The organism is Butyrivibrio sp. WCE2006, assembly GCF_000701985.1.
Taxonomy (GTDB): Bacteria; Bacillota; Clostridia; order Lachnospirales; family Lachnospiraceae; genus Butyrivibrio.
This window is the reverse complement of record NZ_JNKH01000018.1, coordinates 1-22,372: the sequence shown is the minus strand read 5'-3', so window position 1 is coordinate 22,372 and position 22,372 is coordinate 1. Positions and strand designations below refer to the sequence as shown.

The 22,372-nt window shown below is 40.4% G+C and carries 18 protein-coding genes, 3 tRNA genes and 1 rRNA gene; 3 read left to right on the top strand and 19 right to left on the bottom strand.

Annotated features, from left to right (window positions below; translation table 11 throughout):
* Positions 1-11: 11 nt before the first annotated feature.
* Positions 12-2,570 (bottom strand): hypothetical protein, encoded by a 2,559-nt coding sequence (locus tag T501_RS12085; protein ID WP_044915066.1) that lies wholly within the window; start codon positions 2,568-2,570, stop codon positions 12-14.
* Positions 2,571-2,673: 103 nt separating this feature from the next.
* Here T501_RS12085 and T501_RS12080 point away from each other — a divergent pair, with 103 nt between their 5' ends.
* Complete coding sequence (locus tag T501_RS12080; protein ID WP_442856370.1) at positions 2,674-3,207, top strand: ribonuclease FAU-1 family protein; 534 nt, start codon at positions 2,674-2,676, stop codon at positions 3,205-3,207.
* Positions 3,208-3,260: 53 nt separating this feature from the next.
* Here T501_RS12080 and T501_RS12075 read toward each other — a convergent pair whose 3' ends face one another.
* The 5 genes from T501_RS12075 to T501_RS12055 all read right to left on the bottom strand — a co-directional run bounded on the left by T501_RS12075 (position 3,261) and on the right by T501_RS12055 (position 8,505).
* Positions 3,261-4,520 (bottom strand): cell wall hydrolase, encoded by a 1,260-nt coding sequence (locus T501_RS12075; protein ID WP_050008287.1) that lies wholly within the window; start codon positions 4,518-4,520, stop codon positions 3,261-3,263.
* Between the two features lie 13 nt (positions 4,521-4,533).
* Complete coding sequence (locus T501_RS12070; protein ID WP_026509621.1) at positions 4,534-5,016, bottom strand: deoxycytidylate deaminase; 483 nt, start codon at positions 5,014-5,016, stop codon at positions 4,534-4,536.
* A 126-nt stretch (positions 5,017-5,142) separates the two neighbouring features.
* Complete coding sequence (gene rpiB, locus T501_RS12065) at positions 5,143-5,580, bottom strand: ribose 5-phosphate isomerase B (RefSeq protein ID WP_026509622.1); 438 nt, start codon at positions 5,578-5,580, stop codon at positions 5,143-5,145.
* Positions 5,581-5,684: 104 nt separating this feature from the next.
* The gene (locus T501_RS12060; protein ID WP_044915064.1) at positions 5,685-6,743 is read right to left on the bottom strand and encodes an L-threonylcarbamoyladenylate synthase; all 1,059 of its coding nucleotides are present in this window, start codon (positions 6,741-6,743) and stop codon (positions 5,685-5,687) included.
* A 49-nt stretch (positions 6,744-6,792) separates the two neighbouring features.
* On the bottom strand, positions 6,793-8,505 hold the full coding sequence (locus tag T501_RS12055) for a glycosyl hydrolase family 18 protein (RefSeq protein ID WP_044915063.1): 1,713 nt from the start codon (positions 8,503-8,505) through the stop codon (positions 6,793-6,795).
* Positions 8,506-9,310: 805 nt separating this feature from the next.
* Here T501_RS12055 and T501_RS12045 point away from each other — a divergent pair.
* Positions 9,311-10,069 carry an adaptor protein MecA gene (locus T501_RS12045; RefSeq protein WP_044915062.1) on the top strand — a complete coding sequence of 253 codons (759 nt, stop codon included), beginning with the start codon at positions 9,311-9,313 and terminating at the stop codon, positions 10,067-10,069.
* A gap of 145 nt (positions 10,070-10,214) precedes the next feature.
* Here T501_RS12045 and nifJ read toward each other — a convergent pair whose 3' ends face one another.
* Positions 10,215-13,742 carry a pyruvate:ferredoxin (flavodoxin) oxidoreductase gene (gene nifJ, locus T501_RS12040; RefSeq protein ID WP_044915061.1) on the bottom strand — a complete coding sequence of 1,176 codons (3,528 nt, stop codon included), beginning with the start codon at positions 13,740-13,742 and terminating at the stop codon, positions 10,215-10,217.
* Positions 13,743-14,127: 385 nt separating this feature from the next.
* Between nifJ and T501_RS12035 the strand changes: the two genes are divergently transcribed.
* Complete coding sequence (locus tag T501_RS12035) at positions 14,128-14,298, top strand: DUF362 domain-containing protein (RefSeq protein ID WP_026496855.1); 171 nt, start codon at positions 14,128-14,130, stop codon at positions 14,296-14,298.
* A gap of 93 nt (positions 14,299-14,391) precedes the next feature.
* On the opposite strand, the gene dnaB is transcribed toward T501_RS12035, so the two are convergent.
* From dnaB to T501_RS11975, 12 genes are all read right to left on the bottom strand, one after another.
* Positions 14,392-15,753, bottom strand: coding sequence for a replicative DNA helicase (gene dnaB / locus T501_RS12030; RefSeq protein WP_026509628.1), 1,362 nt, complete (start codon positions 15,751-15,753; stop codon positions 14,392-14,394).
* A gap of 1 nt (position 15,754) precedes the next feature.
* A complete protein-coding gene (gene rplI / locus T501_RS12025; protein ID WP_026509629.1) occupies positions 15,755-16,201 on the bottom strand; it encodes a 50S ribosomal protein L9 in 447 nt (148 codons plus the stop codon).
* A gap of 21 nt (positions 16,202-16,222) precedes the next feature.
* Complete coding sequence (locus tag T501_RS12020; protein WP_044915060.1) at positions 16,223-18,274, bottom strand: DHH family phosphoesterase; 2,052 nt, start codon at positions 18,272-18,274, stop codon at positions 16,223-16,225.
* A gap of 139 nt (positions 18,275-18,413) precedes the next feature.
* A complete protein-coding gene (gene rpsR / locus T501_RS12015; protein ID WP_022763528.1) occupies positions 18,414-18,677 on the bottom strand; it encodes a 30S ribosomal protein S18 in 264 nt (87 codons plus the stop codon).
* 62 nt (positions 18,678-18,739) lie between these two features.
* On the bottom strand, positions 18,740-19,198 hold the full coding sequence (locus T501_RS12010) for a single-stranded DNA-binding protein (protein ID WP_044915058.1): 459 nt from the start codon (positions 19,196-19,198) through the stop codon (positions 18,740-18,742).
* A 21-nt stretch (positions 19,199-19,219) separates the two neighbouring features.
* Positions 19,220-19,510 carry a 30S ribosomal protein S6 gene (rpsF, locus tag T501_RS12005; RefSeq protein WP_026509632.1) on the bottom strand — a complete coding sequence of 97 codons (291 nt, stop codon included), beginning with the start codon at positions 19,508-19,510 and terminating at the stop codon, positions 19,220-19,222.
* Positions 19,511-19,875: 365 nt separating this feature from the next.
* A complete protein-coding gene (locus tag T501_RS12000; protein WP_044915057.1) occupies positions 19,876-20,592 on the bottom strand; it encodes an NAD-dependent protein deacylase in 717 nt (238 codons plus the stop codon).
* A gap of 51 nt (positions 20,593-20,643) precedes the next feature.
* Positions 20,644-21,546, bottom strand: a complete 903-nt coding sequence (locus tag T501_RS11995; protein ID WP_026509635.1) for a S1 RNA-binding domain-containing protein — start codon at positions 21,544-21,546, stop codon at positions 20,644-20,646.
* Positions 21,547-21,689: 143 nt separating this feature from the next.
* Positions 21,690-21,760, bottom strand: a tRNA-Cys gene (locus T501_RS11990).
* 7 nt (positions 21,761-21,767) lie between these two features.
* A tRNA-Glu gene (locus tag T501_RS11985) sits at positions 21,768-21,839 on the bottom strand.
* Between the two features lie 51 nt (positions 21,840-21,890).
* Positions 21,891-21,963, bottom strand: a tRNA-Asn gene (locus T501_RS11980).
* A gap of 211 nt (positions 21,964-22,174) precedes the next feature.
* Positions 22,175-22,372, bottom strand: a 23S ribosomal RNA gene (locus T501_RS11975); the annotation flags it as partial.

Sequence of the window (22,372 nt, the reverse complement as noted above, 5' to 3'; positions counted from 1 at the left end):
TCAAGAATCTCTTAATTTGAGATTCCCGGCAGATAGGTTATAAAGTGATTACCATTATTCTCAAGTAATGAAGTAGTATCCCCACGTCCAAGCTTATAAACCTGTCCTGTAGAAGGTTCAAGAAGAACCGTATTAAGGTCGTTGAATCCAATGATAAGGATACTGTTTCCATCATTTAATGTAGCCATAACCGGAATATCCTGATTAACGTAATACAACATCGCTTCCATAGGACATCCATCAAGCTCAAGCACTCTTGCCCCTACAAGATTATTCTTCAGAATATCTACTACAGATTCTCCCTGTTCAAGCATTGATTTAGCATTAACACTAATTCCCTTGTGCTGCAGGATCATATCAAGGCAAACGCTTGTGGAATCTTCAGCCGTCATGTTTTCATAATTCTCAGCAAGATTTGTTATGTACATAATCTGATTAGATGTCAGAAGATTTCCCCTTACCCATACATACTGGTTCTCATCATTAGTCACAACACCCGGTGCATTATATGCGCCGTTCACCGCATCCGCAGGATTATCATATACATTTATAAGACCATACATGCCATATACAAAGTAGTAAGGTTCACTTTCAAAATCTCTGTCCGATTTTATTTCAACCTCGCGACTTCCCTCATACAATGTCATATTAGGCGTCTGCAGGATCAATGATTTTGTCTTTATATTGCTCTTAACACTTATCTGCGTTATATTCTTATAATTTTCCGTAGCTGCTACAGAGATGAAATTACTTCCCACCTCTTTTTTCAATGTATTCATGATCTGATCATCTATCAGTTCCTCATACAGGCCACTTCCATCATTCCATTGTGCACGGGAAAGCCTTATAAGGTTATCCTCTATCGATATATTAGTGACAACTCCCTGCGGTGGGCTGTAGTTTTCCAGAACATTTCCTTCACTATCCACAATATGAATGCTGTACATTCCATAGACCGTGGTTCCCATGCGGTCCATATGCACATCCGACTCATGGACCATTCCGTAAACCAGATCCTCACCCATAAATCCAAGAACCCTGACAAGATCTCCTGCATCAGCCTTTATCTCTGACTGAATCTGAGTACTCAGGTTCATTATCTGCACAGATTTTTTACTCTCATCCTGCCATGCTATGATACTTCCTGAATCCGACTGCGAATATCTGTCCTCAGAAAGGTTTTCAATTATCTTCTTCTGGCCTCTCTGTTCAAGGTCTATCATGTAAACATCGCCGTCTATTCTAATGAAAAGCTCCCCGCCCTTACTTACATAAAGGACGCCTTCCGAATAAGCCCTCACAATATCCTGATGAAGAGTAGATGGTACAAAAACCATTTCTTCTATGGTATTTAACTGAGAGTCATATTTGTATATAGCATTTCCGACACAGCCTTCATGCTCTCCACGATTCATGTATCCGGATACTGCGAATTCTACATTTCCAGCTTCATCAACACTTAATATGTGAATGGTATTCCCTTTAAAGGTGTCCCTCTCATCATTATTCTCTTCATCGTAGAATCCAAATACCAGAGCAATCTTGTTTTCATTGCTGTTATAAACATAGAGTCTTCCTTCACTGATAAAAGCAAATATGCTACCGCCATCACTTTCCTTAACACTCACGTTAGGATCAGTAATCCAAAGACTTATCACATTATCAGTGATATCCGATATATCCGCATTAAATATATAGTTCATGGTTCTGTCAAAATTAAGCAGATATATTCTGTCAGAGGTATATCTGATTCTATATGCTTCCTCTATGTTATAGATTTTCTCAGATCCATCCTCAGTCTTCTGGGTCACCTGATACTCAAGACCAATAATAGATGTCTGAGGCTGAATATCGCGAACCATAACCCTAGGCTCAGTATGGTTTGTTATGTTAAGATTCCCCCATGTAAGCTGATCATAACTGCTATTTATTGTGACATGACTAAAGGATGAATTATCCCCCTCTGAATTAGATTCCATATACTTGGATAATTCCTCTGAGGCACCGGCTTTATCAAAACTTTTATTTGAAAAATTCAAAGCAAACGAAATTGCTTCCTCAGGATGATAGGAATCCTGATTTTCAGGCCATATAACTCTGGTATAATAGCGTGCTGTCTTCCCATTAACATCAGCCAGAATTACAAGCATATACTCTTTCCCGGCATCTATCAGATCCTTTATCTGGAATTTTCCGCTGATAATATCTCCGTCTGTTGTCACATCAGTAATATCAGAATTCTCTACAAGGCTGTTACCTGAAACCTGTCTGACCTCAAATTTAAGGTTTGTGACCGCTTCTCCATAGGTATTGAGCTTAAATGAAACACCTCTTGATGCACTGGTGGTGATTATCTCTCCTCTCATGTGTGCCACTTCCATTTCTGTGGCATAACCGTGGAGCATATTGACCTCTCTGCCATTTAAATCAAAGGTTACTGTAGGAAATGTAGCCTTTCCCATCTCGGCAGTCATATCTACGGTTTCTACGTTAGTAAAATGTCCTATGAGAAAAACAGATACTACAAAAACAATAATTGTATATATACTTTTAAAGATAGCGTTCTTCATTATAAATCCTATCCTTTAATTTCATTGACTTCTTACACTCATCGCGGTAATATTTTTCTAACTTCTAACGATATTAGCAGCGCAAGATGCGCAGATTGGGGGAATGATGAGTTACCCTGTTCTTTACCGTAAGCGTTTAATTCCAAATGAATGTGTTCTACTTAAAAATGATAAAATCCTGCAATGTGATGATAACACCATTGTCACTGCATGGGAAGCCATCCACCCACGCTCTGATTTATCCCATGGCTATTCATGCTATTATTTGAAGCGTGGCTACAAGATAAGTAAGTTTTACCGTTACGATTCCACTTTAATGTACTGGTATTGTGATATTGTAGACTACCAGAAGGGACCTGAGGAAAACTCTGTTCTGACATTAGACCTTCTTGCAGATGTTGTGATCTATCCCGATGGAAAGATACGTATTCTTGATCTGGATGAACTATCTGATGCTTTTGAGCAGCATCTGATTGATGAACATCAACTAAAAAAAGCGCTTAATTCGCTTGGCGACCTCATGGATGCCATTTATGAAAACAGCATCTCTGCGCTTGAAGCACCGATAATTAAAGCGCTTTCTTCGAATAATCACATTACAAGCCCGGCTAATCTTGAAAACACCACGCCAAGTTGACTTGCATGGCTCCCGCTAAGCTTGTGCAATACCTAGATCTGCTCATATAAAGATCAGTAGAATACATGTCCGCCAATATTTATTCCGCTTAACCCCGGAATCGGTGTTCTGAAATATACACAATTTCCTACATTTGTTGCGCCGCTCATTGCAGCATCAGCAGCCTGATAGCAGGCCTCTGTAGCACTTCCATTGGCAAGTGCCAGAGCAAGGCGTCCGCTTCCCACAGGAGAAAACTGACCTGACTGATAAATGACTCCAACCACTGTGTCAGGATACACAGAACTAAGTACTCTGTTAATAACAACTGCGCCGACAGCAACTTTTCCTTCATATGGTTCTGCCCCGGCCTCACAATAAATCAGATTTGCCAAAAGATACCTGTCTCCTTCAGCAAATGTCACCTCAGATATATTTCTCCACTTTGACTTTGCAGCCAGCTTTGATAATCTGATTTCTTCTGCAAGCTTTGCTTCAAGAGCTTTAACGTCAGCATTCTGAGATTCCATCTGTGCTTCGTATTCTTTAGCCTGATCCTCATATTCTCTTGCCTGATTTTCTATGTCCTTTGCTTCAGACTCAGCATTAGAAATATTCTGTTTATATTCATTTATACTTCCACTGGTTTTACTTACAAGCCCGGATACTCTGCTCTGCTCCGCCTTAACCTCGACTTTATATTCATCAAGCTGTGTCTTCTCTGATTGCAGTTCCTTTTCCTTGGCATCAATATTTACGCAGGTCTCTTTATATTGCTCCAGCATCTTTCTGTCATAAGCTGAAAGAGATGCAACATAATTAGTGTGATTCAAAAAGTTAGCAAAGCTTCCCACATTAGCAAGCATATCATGAAGCATAAAGTTCTGCTTCTCATAGATAAACATAACGCGCTTTTTCATGGCAGCGTACTGCTCATCCCTGGTAATTATTGCCTGCGCAAGCTCTTCCTGTGTAAGCGTGATCTCATCTTCCTTTTTATCAATCTGATCCTCGAGATCAGAGAGATTACTGCTGACTTCGCTTAACTGATCATTAAGATCACTAAGCTTGTTCTCAAGGACACTCTTTTCCTTATGCATTGTAGAAATGTCCTCTTTTTTATCATCCAGCTGATCTTTGGTTTCACTTAGTTGATCCTTGGTCTCGCTTAACTGATCCTTAGTTTTACTAAGTTTGTCTTTTGCTTCTTCCAACGCTTTTTTTGTTTCTTCGGTTGCATGAACCTTAACAGGAGCGCCTCCGGCATTTATACAAAGCGTCAGCGAAAGCCCCAGCGTAAGGAGTTTTAAACATCTTCCCCAATACCTTTTCACAACACTTCCTCTATCAAATCTCTATATGAATATTTTTTCCTGTTCTGCTATAGGCCGTATACTTTACTCCTGCAGCATCAAACATTTTCTTTGAAGCCCTTGTGGCTGCAGATGTGCTGTACTTATCGCTGTCATAAACAACTTCTTTTATTCCTGCCTGAATGATTGCCTTAGCACATTCATTACAAGGAAACAGCGATACATAAAGTTTTGCACCATCTAAGCTTCCGCCCCTGTAATTTAAGATTGCATTGAGCTCGCTGTGAGTAACAAAGGGGTATTTTGTTGCAAGCTCATCTTCGCCATCTCTCTCCCAGGGAAAAATATCATCATCACATCCAATAGGAAATCCATTGTAACCCATGGACAAAATTTTATTATCCTGACTCACAATGCAGGTTCCAACCTGAGTATTGGGATCTTTGGATCTCATGGCAGCAAGCTTTGCAACACCCATGAAATACTCATCCCAGGATATGTAATCTTCTCTTTTCATACTCTCATCCCCTTTCTCCTCCTCTAATAACGATAGTTTATTATCTGACATAGTCCGTTCGGATGCCAGTACCGTTACCCACTCACTGCGTTCATGGACGGTACTAGGCTCTAATAACAAGTGCAATTACTGCTCCATATCAGAAATTTCGGAGATTCTCCTTACGTGTTTCTCAAGACCAGAAAACTCTGTATCAAGGAAAGTATCAACAATATCTATTGCCATATCGGGACCGATAAGTGCACCACCCATAGCCAGAACATTAGCATCATTGTGCTCTCTTGTAAGTCTTGCAGAGTGAGGCTCACTGCAAAGTGCGCAGCGTACACCCTTTACCTTATTTGCCACAATTGAAATGCCAATTCCTGTTGTGCATATTACTATGCCTTTCTCACACTCACCGCTTGCAACAGCCTCTGCTGCTGCCTTACCAAAAATAGGATAATCGCAGGAATTTTTATCATAAGTACCAAAATCCTTGTACTCAATTCCTCTCTCCTTCAGGTGCTCAATTACTACCTGCTTAATGTCAAATCCGCCATGGTCACTTCCTAATGCTATCATTTTTTCATCTACTCCTCTGTATTTTTATATTTCTTGAATGTAAGATAAAAAATACATTCAGGAATTATGTACTATTATATTAAAGCCTATGTTTTCCTTATAACTTAAACCTTAATAACTCTGTGTCCTGCTGCCTTTAAAAGCCTGTTCATTATCGCCTGTCCTATGCCATTCTCATCGAATGCTTCGGAAAACATACAGTCCACGTTCTCATCATCAAACTCTCTCAGTATTCTGAAAAGATTTCTTGCTATCTCTTCTTCATCATCCCTGCCACCGGCACATTTTACAACATCAGCTTTGTATAAAGAAAAAGTCTCTGTTGTAGCTATAACTCCACATTTTTCTCCATTAGCGCTGTGCTGCCCGGTCTGTTCATTTATAAATGCCGTAACTGCTTCAGGCTTACCTTCCACAATAGTCAGCTCGCCCTTAGGTGCGTAATGTCTGTATTTCATTCCCGGTGCTTTGGGCTTTACTCCGCTGGTTGCACTAAGAATTGTCTTATCAATGCTGACACCACCAAGTATATCCTCAAGCATTTTTTGTGTGACATATCCGGGTCTTAATATCATCGGTGTATCAACAGTAAGATCAATGATCGTTGATTCAAGTCCTATTCCTACAGAACCTCCATCAATTATCATCTCAACTCTTCCGTCAAGATCCTCAATACAGTACTTAGCTTCAGTGGGGCTTGGTCTTCCCGAGATATTGGCACTCGGTGCTGCTATATAGCCTCCCGCCTGCCTGATCAGTTCTGCAGCAATTTTATTACTTGGCATTCTTATAGCAACCGTATTCAGACCACCTGTAGTCTCATACGGAACAGCATCCGATTTATTCATGATCATGGTAAGAGGTCCTGGCCACAGTACATCAGCAAGCTTATACGCTGCATCAGGAATATTATCAACTATCTTCTTTAATGACTCCATATCCGCCACATGAACTATAAGCGGATTATCAGAAGGTCTGCCCTTTGCTGCGTAAATCTTCTTTGAGGACTCAGGATTAAGGGCATCCCCGCCAAGTCCATACACAGTTTCTGTAGGAAAAGCTACAAGTCCTCCGTTCTTAAGAATATCCCCTGCCTTCTTTAAAACAGCAAGAGCTTTATCATCTATATTATTTTCATCAATTATCTCAACTATTGTTTCCATTTATTACTTCTTCTATATAAAACTAATTTAATTGCCATTTGCTTATGTATCAGGAATTCAGGTAATTCGCAATTACATCCCAGATATCAGCAGACTCAAATCCAAGTGCCCATTCAGCTACACCTGCAATATTTGCGCTTTTCATAACATTAAGCTTAGTCTCTATTGAGCTTGCATCCTCACTCCACAGCTGATAGAAATCACCGTTTGAAGCAGTAACCTCTCCATAATTCTGGCAGGTCTCTTCATCCCATTTCATCTCCATACCATATTCTGAGATGATATTAGCTAGTGCGCTCATATGTATTGCTTTGCTGGAAAGCTCACCTCCGCTTGTAATCCAGAGTCTTGCATAAAAAGGTATAGCATTTACAAGCTTGTCAGCAGGTACTTCTTCAAGTGCCTTGTTTATACCATTCTGAACATATCCAATAGATGCCACTGACCCGGCCTCTTCAGATCCGGCGTAGTGCTCATCATATCCCATTATAATAACGTAGTCAGAAATTATTCCCTGCTCCGTCAGATCATAATAATCATTAAAATTCATTGGAACATAATTATCTATTGAAAGAATGATATGATTCCTTCTGCATGCTACAGAAAGCTCACGCAAAAACTCCAGATAAGAATCCGCATAACTATCACTGATAAGCTCAAAATCTACATTTATTCCTTCGAAGCCATACTCTGCCTGCTTCTGCAAAAGATTTGCGATAAGGTTGGCACGTGATGATGCCCTTGATAATACAGCTTCTGTCTCAGGCCTGTTTTCATTATTAAAGTTGTCAACAACTGCCCATACCTGTAATCCGTTTGCATGAGCCGTCGTTATGTAGTCATTTGTAGCATAGCTTGAAATATTGCCCTCAGTATCAGAGAGTGAAAACCATGTAGGCGCTATTATATTCAGACTCTTTGCCTGTTCTATAACTCCTGAAACGGTCTCGTTACCTGCAATACCGCCAATTGGATGGAATCCAAGATTGATTTTTCCATCAGTTTTTATGGAAGTATACTCACCAAGGTCTATTTCAGCAGGTGAACCACTTAAAATAGTAGGCCCAATGTCCTTTAGATTCTTATTCTCAACATATCCGATATGTCCCGTTGAAGAAACAACTCTGGACCATTCTTCCATCTGCTCTACAACAGTAACCTGCTCTGCCGGAACCGTAGCTACTATTTCGCTTTTTCTTCCGCCAAGCTTTCTTATAGCAATGGATTTCTTCAGAGTACCTGTCTGTACCTCAGTTCCTTTGCCAGTAAAGATCCTTATCCTTGCAGGCCCTTCATCCATATAGCTCTCAAATGACATGTCTGTATATCTTCTAAGATATTGAACAGCCACATAAAGCCTATCTCCATCAAGCATGGATACCGTATATCCAAGGTCCTCAGAAGTGCCATCAGATGTCGTGACTGTGGTTGTGCCTATCCCAGAAGTATATATTTCATTCGGTCCTGTATAAACCAATATGCCATCAGCTTTTCCAAAGTAAAATCTATTGCTTACATATTCTTTTACCAGATCGAAATCAAGATAGAAAGCCCCGTTAAAACAGCTTGCCTTCTCTTCCTTAAGCTCATCATCCACAAACAAAACAGCCTGGGTAGGATCTGTCAGATTATAATAATCATTTAAATCTGCCTTCTCCCTTGAATAGGAAAAGTGCTCATATAAAATCTGACCTCCGTAAATCAGTCCAATAATTATAATAAGGGCGATTATGAAAATCACCGGTTTAATCTTTTTCTTCATTAATTGCCGACTCCTTCCAATCGCCCATTATTTTACCACAAATCCCATAACTAGTGAAATGTAGCCTTATTATATTTTGCCACTTGCGGCGATTACTATTTATAGACATTTTCTTTCTTCCCTGTGATGATATTATTTGGTGTCTTATTCCGGCATATCATCTTTGGCGGTGGGGCCTGCCATTTTTATATTCCATGTATTTAAATTTTTAACTGAAATTCTATTTTACCTAACTTCAGATTCAAAAGGAGTAATTGCTATGTTACATAAGGGTTTACCTTTGTGATAATCTCCTAAGCTGCTTTCAAAGTCTGAGTTTTGTAAAAGGGAATCAAAGAAATCAAAATAGTGAAATTCGCCGCAAACAGGCACTGGTGCCTCTGCTGTATCACAAACTTCATTTTTTACGCAAAATAATTCCTGCAAGTTAATTAATTGTTTGTTTGATAAGTATATAGAAATTAAAAACAGGTATTTTTTGTGATTTCTTCCGAGAAACTCGGTTGATCTTGTAAGACATTCCACAAAGACCTTGTGGAACATTTAAAATATTAAACTGTTGTGTTGCATGCCTCCTCCCTGATACTCTTTACAGAGGCACCACGAGTATGTAATATATATCACTTCAATAACATTGTCAAGCCTTTATTTCATTTTTTATTATTTTATGACCGGATTTTCTCTCAGAATTTTAATATAATCTACATCAACAATTTTCAAAAACTTACCGATACATCTATTGACACATGATGTTGTTTCATTTAACATTTAATAACCATAACTATTTTTATATGGAGGGCATCGCATGAAAATCGAACGCGTTAATGATTATCAGATTCGATGCACACTTACTAAGGAAGATCTTGCAAGCAGAGAGCTTAAGATAAGCGAACTTGCATATGGAACAGATAAAGCCAAAGACCTGTTTCGCGATATGATGCAGCAGGCGAATTATCAATTTGGATTTGACGCGGAGGATATTCCGCTTATGATTGAAGCCGTTCCGATAAATTCCGAGTGCATTGTTCTTATTATAACTAAAGTAGAAGATCCGGAGGAGCTTGACACTCGTTTTGCAAACTTCTCACCATCACTGCAGAGTGAAGTTTCAGGTTCTGATCCAGGCAGTGATAATGATGAAGATGTCATGGATCTTTTCCAGCGTATTAAAAACGAATCTGCTACTGATTCTGAGCTCATAGATCAGGTACTTGGTAATGAAAGTACACAAAAATCCAAGTTAAGCGGTACCATTGGCAAAACATCTGTTGATCCATTTTTCCTTTTCTCATTTGGTTCCATGCATGATGTAATGCAATTTGCTTCACTTAACAGAATTTCTGTGTCTGTGAGGAATACTTTATATAAGAGCGACTCTGACGGAAAAATATATCTTCTGATTCATCCCGATAATGAATCAGCAGCTACACTTCAGAAGCTCTGCACACTTTTATCAGAATATGGCAAGTCAGAGTCATCCAATTCAATAAGTGAACAATTCCTGGATGAGCACTACACTGTAATCATTAAAGATGACGCTATTCAGAAATTATCTCAGATTTAACACCAAGGACTGTGTACTAATTAAGTGCGCGGTCCTTTTTTTATAAAACAATAGAATATGTGCTGAAAATTCCTATTAAATAAAAAAGGCTCCGGAAATTTCTTTCCGAAGCCTTTAATTATATTTTATTAGCTAATTGCTCAAATTACTTTGAGTAAAGAGTAACAAGCTTGTTCAGGTAGTCGAGACGCTCCTGAGCGTTCTCCTTAGACTTAGCATACAGCTTCTGTGCTCTCTCAGGATTCTTGAGCTTGAGTGAAAGGTATCTAACCTCACCATCAAGGAAGTCCTGATACTCTTCTGTAGGAGCCTTGCTGTCAAGTGAGAACTTCTGCTCTGCAGCAGGATTGAATCTGAACATATGCCAGTATCCTGTAGCAACTGCCTTCTTCTCTTCGTCCATAACCTTGTTCATGCCGGCCTTAAGACCCTGGTTGATACAAGGAGCATAAGCGATGATAAGTGAAGGTCCCGGATAAGCCTCAGCCTCTGCAATTGCCTTAAGTGTCTGATTCATATCAGCACCCATAGCGATCTGAGCAACGTATACATAACCATAGCTCATTGCGATAGAAGCAAGATCCTTCTGCTTGATTTCCTTACCGCCTGCAGCGAACTGTGCAACAGCACCTGTAGGAGTAGCCTTAGAAGACTGTCCACCTGTATTTGAGTAAACCTCAGTGTTAACAACGAGAACGTTTACATCCTTACCGGAAGCAAGTACGTGATCGAGACCACCGAATCCGATATCGAATGCCCATCCGTCACCACCGAAGATCCACTGTGACTTCTTAGCAGCAAAGTCCTTATTCTTAACAACATACTTAGCAGCATCTGAGTTGTCGCCTGCAAGTGCAGCAACGAGCTCTTCTGTAGCAGCTGTGTTTGTTGCGCCATTTGTGAATGTATCGAGATACTTCTGAGCTGCATCCTTTGCAGAACCGCCAGCTGCAACGATCTCTTCTACCTTCTCCTTAATAGCGTCACGGAGTGCGTTCTGTGCAAGAACCATACCGAAACCAAACTCAGCGTTATCTTCGAACAGGGAGTTATCCCATGCAGGACCCTGACCCTTAGCATTTACTGTGTAAGGTGTTGAAGGTGAGGAGTTACCCCAGATTGATGTACATCCTGTAGCATTAGCAACATACATTCTGTCACCAAAGAGCTGAGTAACAAGCTTAACATAAGGTGTCTCACCACAACCTGCGCAAGCGCCTGAGAACTCAAGGAGAGGCTGCTTGAACTGTGAACCTCTGATTGTTGTCTCTTTAAGCTTCTCAACAACTTCTGTCTTAACAGGAGTCTTAACAGCATAGTCGAAGTACTTCTGCTCATCCTTGTTGTCAGCGATAGCGCCCATCTTAAGTGTCTCGCCTGCCTTATTACCTACGCAGACATTAGCACAAGAGCCGCATCCTGTACAATCAAGTGCAGAGATAACAACTGAGAACTTGTATCCGGGAACTCCGTTGAGATCCTTTGTCTGAAGTCCTTCAGGAGCGTTAGCAACTTCTTCATCTGTAAGAGCAACTGTTCTGATTGCAGCGTGAGGACAAACAAGTGAGCAGAAACCACACTCTACGCACTTTGTAGCATCCCACTTCGGAACGTTAACTGCAATACCTCTCTTCTCGAATGCAGCTGATCCACTAGGTGTAGAACCATCAACATAAGGAAGAAGGTCTGAAACCTTAAGAGTGTTACCTTCCTGAGAATTAACCTTGCTCTGGATGTTGTTAACGAAATCAACAACGTCCTTACGATCGCCCTTAGCTTCTACGAACTCAAGGCCTTCATCCTTAGCATCTTTCCAGCTCTCCGGAATCTCAACCTTGATGAGGTTCTTCGGATCAGCACCGGCATCGATAGCAGCCCAGTTCTTCTTAACAACATCTTCACCCTTACGGCCGTATGTCTTCTGAGCAGCATCCTTCATGAATTTGATAGCATCTTCTTCAGGAATGATCTTTGTGATGTTGAAGAATGCAGACTGAAGGATTGTGTTAATTCTTGTAGGACCCATACCTACTTCAACACCGATCTTAGAACCGTTCATGATGTAGAAGTTGATCTTGTGGTCGTACATGAACTTCTTAACCTGTCCGGGAATCTCAGTCTCAAGCTGATCTACTGTCCAAGGGCAGTTAAGAAGGAATGAACCTCCATCAACAAGTTCCTGAACCATGTTGAACTTGCGGATGTATGAAGGATTGTGGCAAGCTACAAAGTTAGCCTTCTTGATAAGGTAAGTTGACTTGATAGGAGTCTTACCAAATCTAAGGTGAGACATTGTAACACCGCCTGACTTCTTAGAGTCATAATCAAAGTATGCCTGAGCATACATATCTGTGTTATCACCAATGATCTTGATAGAGTTCTTGTTAGCACCAACAGTACCATCAGCACCAAGACCCCAGAACTTACAGTTTGTTGTTCCCTCAGGAGTTGTAACAAGGGGAGCACCTGCATCAAGTGAAAGATGTGTTACATCATCGTTGATACCGATTGTAAACTGCTCTTTATCTGTATTGTTGTAAACAGCAACGATCTGCTCAGGAGTTGTATCCTTAGAACCAAGACCATAACGTCCACACATTACAGGAACTGACTCAAACTTTGTGCCCTTAAGAGCTGCAATAACATCAAGAGCAAGAGGCTCACGGTAAGAACCGGGCTCCTTTGTTCTGTCAAGAACTGCAATTCTCTTAACGCTTGCAGGGATAACATCAACAAGTGCCTTAGCATCGAAAGGACGATAAAGTCTAACCTTTACAACACCGACCTTCTGACCCTGCTTTGCAAGATAATCAATAGTCTCTTCGATTGTATCGTTTACGGAACCCATAGCAATGATGATAGTCTCAGCATTAGCATCTCCGTAGTAGTTAAAGAGCTTGTAATCTGTTCCAAGCTTAGCATTAACCTTGTCCATGTACTTCTGAACAATTGCAGGAAGCTCATCATAACCTGTGTTGCAAGCTTCTCTTGCCTGGAAGAAGATATCAGGGTTCTGAGCTGAACCCATCTGACGAGGATGATTCGGGTTAAGAGCATTAGCCTTGAACTCATCAATTGCCTCGTGATTTACCATCTCATCGAGATCCTTGTAATCCCAAACTTCGATCTTCTGGATTTCGTGTGATGTACGGAAACCATCAAAGAAGTTAATGAAGGGGAGCTTGCCCTCAATAGCAGCCATGTAAGATACAGGTGTAAGATCCATAACCTCCTGTACGCTTGAGCTGCAGAGCATTGCTGCACCTGTCTGGCGACATGCATAGACGTCAGAATGATCACCGAAAATGTTCAGCGCATGTGAAGCTACGCAACGAGCTGATACATTGAACACACCGGGAAGACGCTCACCAGCTACCTTGTAGATGTCAGGGATCATAAGAAGAAGTCCCTGTGATGCAGTATAAGTAGATGTAAGTGCACCTGCTACAAGAGATCCGTGTACAGCACCTGCTGCACCTGCCTCTGACTGCATTTCTGTGATCTGTACTGTGCGGCCGAAGATATTCTTCTTACCGGCAGTTGCCCACTCATCAACATGCTCAGGCATAACTGATGAAGGTGTGATCGGGTACATGGCTGCAACTTCGGTAAATGCATATGAAGCATAAGCCGCAGCCTCGTTGCCGTCCATGGTTTTCATGTTTCTTGCCATTTTTATTCCTCCTACCTAATATAAGATTAATAATGATTCTCAGGATAGGCATGTTAAGCTTTTACACACCTATGCCGTAAAATCGCTAATGTACGCACTAGGCGCAATTTAAATTCTAACATTGTGATTTACCAAAGTCAACGAAATCACGCCATTTGCAGCTACATCAGACTGATAATTTTTATAAACAAAATTACGAAAAAATAAAAAAAATAAATCTTTTATAAACAACCAAATCGTTGATAAAAGTTATCGTTAAATTGCTTGCGAAATATTTTCAATTATATTATCATATTCGTTGTAGTAGGTGATAAAGATTGGAAACGGCAAATTCCAATCGTTTTAATTATTACTAACTTTTTATTTCAGGAAGGAGATTTTTAATATGGCATACGTTATTAGTGATTCTTGCATCAGCTGCGGATCATGCGCAGGTCAGTGCCCTGTTTCTGCTATTTCTCAGGGAGATACTCAGTTCAACATCGATCCTGATACATGCATCGATTGCGGTTCATGTGCAGCTCAGTGCCCTGTTTCTGCTATTTCTCAGGGTTGAGACAAGTAAAATGACAAAGGTGCAGCTTCCGATTTTAAATCGTGAAACTGCACCTTTTTTATTTATTATTTTATTCTTCGATTTATTTAATTTTTACTCGTCGAAATTATTCTTCCTTGAAGGCTCAAGATTTGCGAACTTAGTAAATTCGGGCAACCATGCGAGCTCAACCGTTCCTATCGGACCATTTCTCTGTTTAGCTATAATTATCTCTGATATTCCCTTACGATCCGTATCTTTATTGTAATAATCATCACGATAAATAAACATTACCATGTCGGCATCCTGCTCAATCGCACCTGACTCACGAAGGTCAGACATCATCGGTCTGTGATCCGGTCTTGACTCTACTGCTCGGGATAGCTGCGACAATGCCACTACAGGAACATTAAGCTCACGGGCCAATGCCTTCAATGCTCTTGATATCTCAGAGACCTCCTGCTGTCTTGATTCCGCAGATCTTTTTCCACTGCCACTCATAAGCTGCAGATAGTCGATCATAATTATGTGAAGGTTATGCTCCATTTTATATTTTCTGCATTTAGACTGGAGCTCCTGAATCGATATACCCGGTGTGTCATCTATTATCAGATGTGACCTGCCGATAAGATCCGCACTTTCTATCAGATTCTCCCAATCCATATCCGTCATGTTACCGGTTCTTATGTGCTGGGAATCTACATGCGATTCCATGGACATCAAACGATTTACAAGCTGCTCCTTTGACATTTCCAGAGAAAATACTGCAACTGTTTTGTCCTGATGGAATGCCATATGCTGCGCAATGTTCAAAACGAATGCCGTCTTACCCATAGACGGACGCGCCGCTATAAGAATCAGATCTGAAGGCTGAAAACCTGCTGTTCTATAATCGAGATCTGTAAAGCCAGTCGATAAACCGGTAACGGTACCCTGCATCTTACTTGCCTGCTCAATTTTATTCAGAGCATTCATAACAACTTCACTGATCGGAACAAACTCTCCGCTGTTTCTAAGCTGAGTAATTCTAAAAATCTCTTTCTCCGTATCTGTCATAAGATCAGCAAGATCCATATTGTCGTTGTAGCAATTATTTATAATATCTCCGCAGGAATGTATAAGCTCTCTTAGCTTACTCTTTTCATGTACAATCTCCGCATAGAACTTCACATTTGCAGACGTTGGCACAGCCTCAGCCATACCAAGAATATAGTTCATATCATAGACCTGTGGCGGAGCATTTTTCTCCTTGAGACGATTTTGCAAAGTGATACCATCTACCGGTGTTCCTTCCTTGTGGAGTTCAACCATGGCTTCAAACAGCATTCCAAGCTGTCTGTTATAAAAATCATCCCCGGAAATAATCTCGGATGCAACCTGAATTGCATCCTTATCAATGATCATCGAACCAACCACGGACTGTTCTGCCTCAAGGCTGTTGGGCATGGTACGTTGTATAATATTCTCTTCAGGCATATCAAGCCTCCGTAACAGAAACCTTAAGTGTAGCAGTAACCTGAGGATGAAGTTTTACAGGTACTTCAGTAGTACCAAAAGTGCGGATAGGCTCTGAAAGCTGAACCTTTTTCTTATCTATATCAAATCCAAACTGCTTTTTAGCCTCAGTTGCTATCTCCTTAGAAGAAACTGAACCGAATACTCTTCCGCCCTCACCTGCTTTCATTGTAAGACGAACTGTTACTTTCTCTATCTCCTTGGCATATTCCTGCATCTTCTCAAGTAATGCCTGCGCATCTCTGGCATCCTTAGCCTTATGATTTTTCAGGTTAGTAAGATTGGCTTTTGTAGCCTCTACTCCCAACTTCTTAGGTAAAATAAAGTTTGACGCATATCCGTCACTAACTTTAACTATATCTCCTTTTTTTCCAAGAGATTTAACATCCTCCAGTAATATTACTTCCATAATATCCTCCTCTTTCTATCGTTATGCCAGTTCTCCTGCTTCAATCATGCTATCAAGCTGGCTTTTAATCATATTTTTAGCTTCTTCAAGGCTCACGCCTTCAAACTGACAACCTGCAGAACTTATATGTCCGCCGCCACCAAGTCTCTCCATAATAATCTGCACATTTACTTCATCTATTGATCTGGCGCTTACATAAATCTGATTCTGATATGATGTCAATGTAAAGCTGGCCTTAACACCCTTGATATTAAGCAGTTCATTAGCAGCCTGCGCTGCTACAATCGTAGGACTCTGAACCTCCTCAGTCGAACATACTGAAATCGCATAAGCTCCTCGATAGATTTCAGCCTGACCAACCGCATCTGCCTTAGCCTTATATTCAGTAGCATCCTCTCTGAAAAGTTTCCTTACACGTGTGACATCCGCACCATTTCTTCTAAGAAATGCAGCAGCCTCGAATGTTCTGACACCCGCCTTATTCATGAAATTATTTGTATCAACAACAATTCCTGAATACATACTGTCAGCTTCCTCCGCGCGAATCTTAACTGTTTCATCAATGTACTGCAGAATCTCTGAAACCATCTCGCAAGCACTGGAAGCATAAGGCTCAACATATGACAGAGTCGCATTTTCTATAACTTCTGTGCCCTGTCTGTGATGATCCAGAACAACGATCGTTTTACAGAATTTCAAAAGCTCAGGACACTCTGTTATGCTGGGTTTATTTACATCAACTACAACCAGCACCACGTTGTTACCTGCCATATCTATGGCCTGCTGATTTGTAATGATCATATCGGATTCATATTCCGGATTATCCTTAAAAAGATCAACCAGCGGCTTCATAGAATTTGTCACATCATTCAAAACTATATGACATCTTCTGTCCAGTGTTTTGGCAATCCTGTAAATACCTACGGAAGATCCGAAACTGTCCACATCACCAAGTCTGTGACCCATGACGATAACTGTATCCTTACCGTTGATGATTTCCTTAAGTGCATGTGCTTTAACTCTGGCTTTAACTCTGGTACTCTTCTCGACCTTCTGGCTCTTACCACCAAAGTACATGATTTCTTCAGGTGTCTTGACTACCGCCTGGTCTCCACCTCTGCCAAGTGCAACATCTATTGCATTTCTTGCAAACTCATAGTTCTGCGCATAGGAAAGGCCATCTACTCCAATACCTATACTAAGCGTAACAGCCATCTCATTACCGATATTGACCGTCTTTACATCCTCAAGGATATCAAAACGCACCTCTTTCATGTACTGAGCTGACTTTTTAGGCATTACAACAAAATATTTATCTTTCTCAATCTTCTTAGCAATACCATCACAAGTAGCTATATACTTGTTTATCTTTCTATCTATAAGAGCGGTCAAAAGAGATCTTCTTACTTCCTCAACACTCTCTAACGCCTCGTCATAGTTATCAATGTAAATCAGACCGGCAGCAAGACTCTGAGAATCCACCTCATTTATTGCAAGTCTAAGGGCTGTCTCATCAAACAGATAAACCGCAATCAGATATCCCTCATATCCTTCAGCATCAATAATATCGCTATTTACCGCCATTTCTTCAAGGGAAATTTTTCTCATTTTTAATGAATAAAAATTCCCCTCAAACTCAACATCATTATGAGTTTCTTCATCACCCACCGGAAACTTCTCCGGAGTTATACTCGGAAAAAGCACCGAAATGGATTTTTTAAATCCTCTTTCCTGATGAGTTGCTCTCTCAAAAGCTACATTCGTCCATATTACTTTCCCAGTATCATCCAGAAGGGCATAAGGAAGATCCAATTCCCTTAGTAACCGCCTCTGAATCTGGCCATATTCCGTTGCAAAACTTACCAGTTCATTCATTATGATCGGCTTATTATAAAAATCCAGATATAAGACCGCCATAAAGTACAGTGCTGCAAAAGCTGCCACTATAAGTCCTGCAGTGAAATCAACCGTAAACACAGCAATCGCTACAAATGCTAGTAATATTCCAAGGTAAATAAAAATACGAAGAAATGTTCTTAGTTTTCCCTTTAACTTAATCCTAGTTTTCGGCATAACCTGTTTCTCCATCTCTAATGCGACTACTCGCCCATATACCATTTAATAATAACATAAAACCGAAAAAAAGACACTTTCCAGATTACTTCTGGAAAGTGTCTTACAGTAAAAATCTTGATTATTCAAGTAACAAAAGTTACTCTGCCTCGTAAGGCATAAGTGCAAGATGTCTTGCACGCTTGATAGCTGATGTAAGCTCTCTCTGGTGCTTAGCACAGTTACCTGTGATACGTCTGGGAAGAATCTTTCCACTCTCAGAAACAAACTTCTTCAGCTTTGCTGTATCTTTATAATCAATAACGTTGTCTTTTCCACAGAAAACACAAACTTTCTTTCTTCTGTGCATACCACCTTTTCTTCTTACAGGAGAATCGGTTCTATCAGACTTATTGAAAGCCATTGTGGTACCTCCTTATCGAATTTCAGTTGACATCATCTTCTAAAAAGATGAACCTAAATCAATTAATTAAACGGAAGCTCTTCATCAATTCCATCAGGAAGATTGATGAAACCATCACCTGCATTGCTGCTAACAGGAGCATCAAAAGCCGGTGCCGGTGCGCTACCTGAGAATCCGGAATTTGAACCGTTTGCATTTTTGCTCTCTGCAAACTCCTGATCCTCAACTACTACCTCAGTAGTGTATACTTTCTGGCCATCCTTATTGGTATAGCTACCAGTCTGGATACGACCTGTGACGGCAATCTTAGTTCCCTTTCTGAAGTACTTCTCAGCAAACTCTCCACTCTTGCCAAAAGCTACGCAGTTAATAAAATCTGCAGTCTGGCCATCCTGGTTGTTTCTGCTGAATCTTCTGTCTACTGCAAGTGTATATCTTGCAATTGCAAGAGAACTCTCCCCCTGAGAATATCTAACCTCAGGATCTCTTGTTAAACGTCCCATAAGTATAACTTTATTCATATTTTTCTCGTCCTTTTCTATTTAGGCCTCGTCCTGCTTAACAAGCAAATAACGAATGACGCCATCGACGATACGGACACGCTTCTCAATATCTGCAGGAGCTGTAGGCTCAGCGTCAAACTGTATGAAATAGTAGAAGCCTTCGTTCATCTTCTCGATTTCATAAGCGAGCTTTTTCTTGCCCCACTCATCAACATTTGTGATCTGTCCGCCGAATCTCTCGATCAAAGCCTTGCACTTGTCAACTGCAGCTGCTCTGGCGTCGTCTTCGATCTTTGCGTTAACGATAACGGCTAACTCATATTTTGTCATGCTTTCTTACCTCCTTTTGGTCTCTGGCTACCGTGATCAGTACGGTAACAAGGAAATTATCACAGAGATAGACTTTACCACAAAATATAAATTCTTGCAAGCAAAAATGAAGCATTTTATGATAGTCAGAATTTCTTTTAAATTGACTGACTATTGTTTTCAATATTTTCACTTCTCAACATACAGGGCTTCATATAAATGAAGCCCTGTCAAAAAACTGTATTTAACTTGTATTAGTTGCTCATATTACTGTGTACTGTCTTGCTCATCTTTAGACAAATTACGAAGTAGATTGCTTTGTACTCTCTTACTCATCTTTAAACAAATTACGAAGTAGATTGCTGTATATTCAATATAGAAAATTCTTATATTTGATCAAGAACCTCTCCAATAGCTCCCTGAATTACAAGATCCGCCTGACTATCTCTGGTAGTAGCCTGCTTATTTATTAATACAAGTTTATGTCCACGATAATAATCTATTAAGCCTGCAGCCGGATATACAACAAGAGAGGTTCCCCCAATAATAAGGACATCGGCATTGGCAATATAATTAACTGCCTTGCTCATAACATCCATATCGAGGCCTTCTTCATACAAAACAACATCAGGCTTTATTCTGCCGCCACACTCGCAATAGGGAACACCTTCACACTCTGCCATAAAATCAAAATCATAGAATTTTCCACATCTCTCACAGTAATTTCTGTGGACACTGCCATGGAGCTCAAGAACCTCTTTACTTCCTGCAGCCTGATGTAACCCATCTATGTTTTGTGTAATGACAGCCTTAAGTTTCCCCTGCTTCTCCAGTTCTGCGAGTTTTAAATGAGCTTTATTCGGTTTAATCCCCTTTACCAGAAGTTTATCCTTATAGAATCTGAAAAACTCCTCTGGCATTCGCACATAAAAGCTGTGACTGAGCATTTGCTCCGGTGGGTATTTATAATGTTGATGATATAAGCCATCTTCACTTCTAAAGTCAGGAACTCCACTCTCAGTCGAAACCCCTGCACCCCCAAAGAAGACTATATTATCACTTCCATCAACTAATTCTTTTAATTCTCTGATCTTTTCATCCATAACATTCACCTCACTTAATGAGTTCAATATGCTATTTAAAATCAGTAATTATCAAAAACCTGCCTTCTTTAAAAGATCTGCCAAAGATGTTGTTGCTTCACCTTCACTCTCAAACTCGATCTTTTCTTCTGTAATCTCGGTCGCAGCAATATCCTGAAGTGCCTTCATACTCAGGCTGAGTTTTCCATCCTTGATTGCAGTTACCTTTACTTTTACTTTATCTCCAACCTTAAGAACTGCACTGGGATGAGCAATTCTCTGATTAGAAATCTGAGAAATATGTACTAATCCTGAAAGTCCGTTACCAAGATTTATAAAAGCACCATAATTCTGAAGACTCTCAACTGTTCCCTCTGTTACCAGACCAACTTGTACATTTGAAACCTTCTGTGCTCTTTCTTCATCTGCTTTTTCACGCAGAATCTCTCTGGCTGAAAGCACAAGTTTCTTATCCTTTTCATCTGCTGTTATTACTCTTACTTCAATCTGCTTGCCCACAAAATCATTTAATGCATCTTCATCCACATAGTTAAGAGAAAGCTTTGATGCAGGAATAAACGCTCTGATTCCCTCAAGGAAACATACTACACCGCTCTTCACTGCTTCTGTGATTGTAACAGTAACATTCTCTTTACTCTCAAGCAATTCCTTAAGTTTGTCCCAGGCTAGAACCTGTGTTGCTTCTTTCTTTGAAAGGAGAATATTTCCATTTCCATCATCTGTAGCAATAACTGTCGCAGATACTTCATCTCCTACTGATATATCTGTTCTAATATTGAACTTCGGATTATCACTTAAATCCTCAGCTTTAATAATCCCCTGAGTGTAATACTTAATGTCAAGAAGTACATATGTATCCTCAACTCCAATTACTGTTCCTGTTAAAATATCCCCTTCTTTAATCTGTCTAAAAGATCTGTCAATCTCATCCTTGAAATCTTCCATTGATTCCATTTCCAATACCCCTCCTTAATTTCTTATGTAAATTTTTATATTGTATGAAATAAATTATACAACGCAATAAAATATATTTGTAAAAAAATTATGCATATATAAAAATAAAGCCTTAAATGCTAACGCATTTAAGACTATTTTAAAGGTGACTGACGGATTTGAACCGACGATCAGGGAGTTGCAGTCCCACGCCTTACCACTTGGCTAAGTCACCATAGTAATGACTCCGACGAGGCTCGAACTCGTGTTACCGCCGTGAAAGGGCGATGTCTTAACCACTTGACCACGGAGCCGTATATTTCCTGCCTCACAGGATATGTTTTTGTTTAACTCCGTTAAACGAACTCCCCAAGTAGGACTCGAACCTACGACACTTCGGTTAACAGCCGAATGCTCTACCGACTGAGCTATTGAGGAAAATTGAACCGCACTATGTGCGGTTCAAACAGACTCTGGGATGCTTGCATACCAAGATCTGTTTGAAACGTACATCATGTGACTATAACCACACGGCAGAAATTACACAGTAATCGCTGCAAAGGAAGCAGTTCTCACAAACCTTCCGTACCTTCAAAACCGAACACTGAATACTTCATCTTTGATCCGCTTTTTTCGTTCTATATCCATATTGGACAAGCCCTCGACCTATTAGTACACATCAGCTGAACACGTTACCGTGCGTACACCTTGTGCCTATCTACCTCATAGTTTCTAAGGGGTCTTACTGCTAATGCAGGGATATCTCATCTTGAGGGGGGCTTCACGCTTAGATGCCTTCAGCGTTTATCCCTTCCGGACTTGGCTACCCAGCCTTATGCATCTGGCG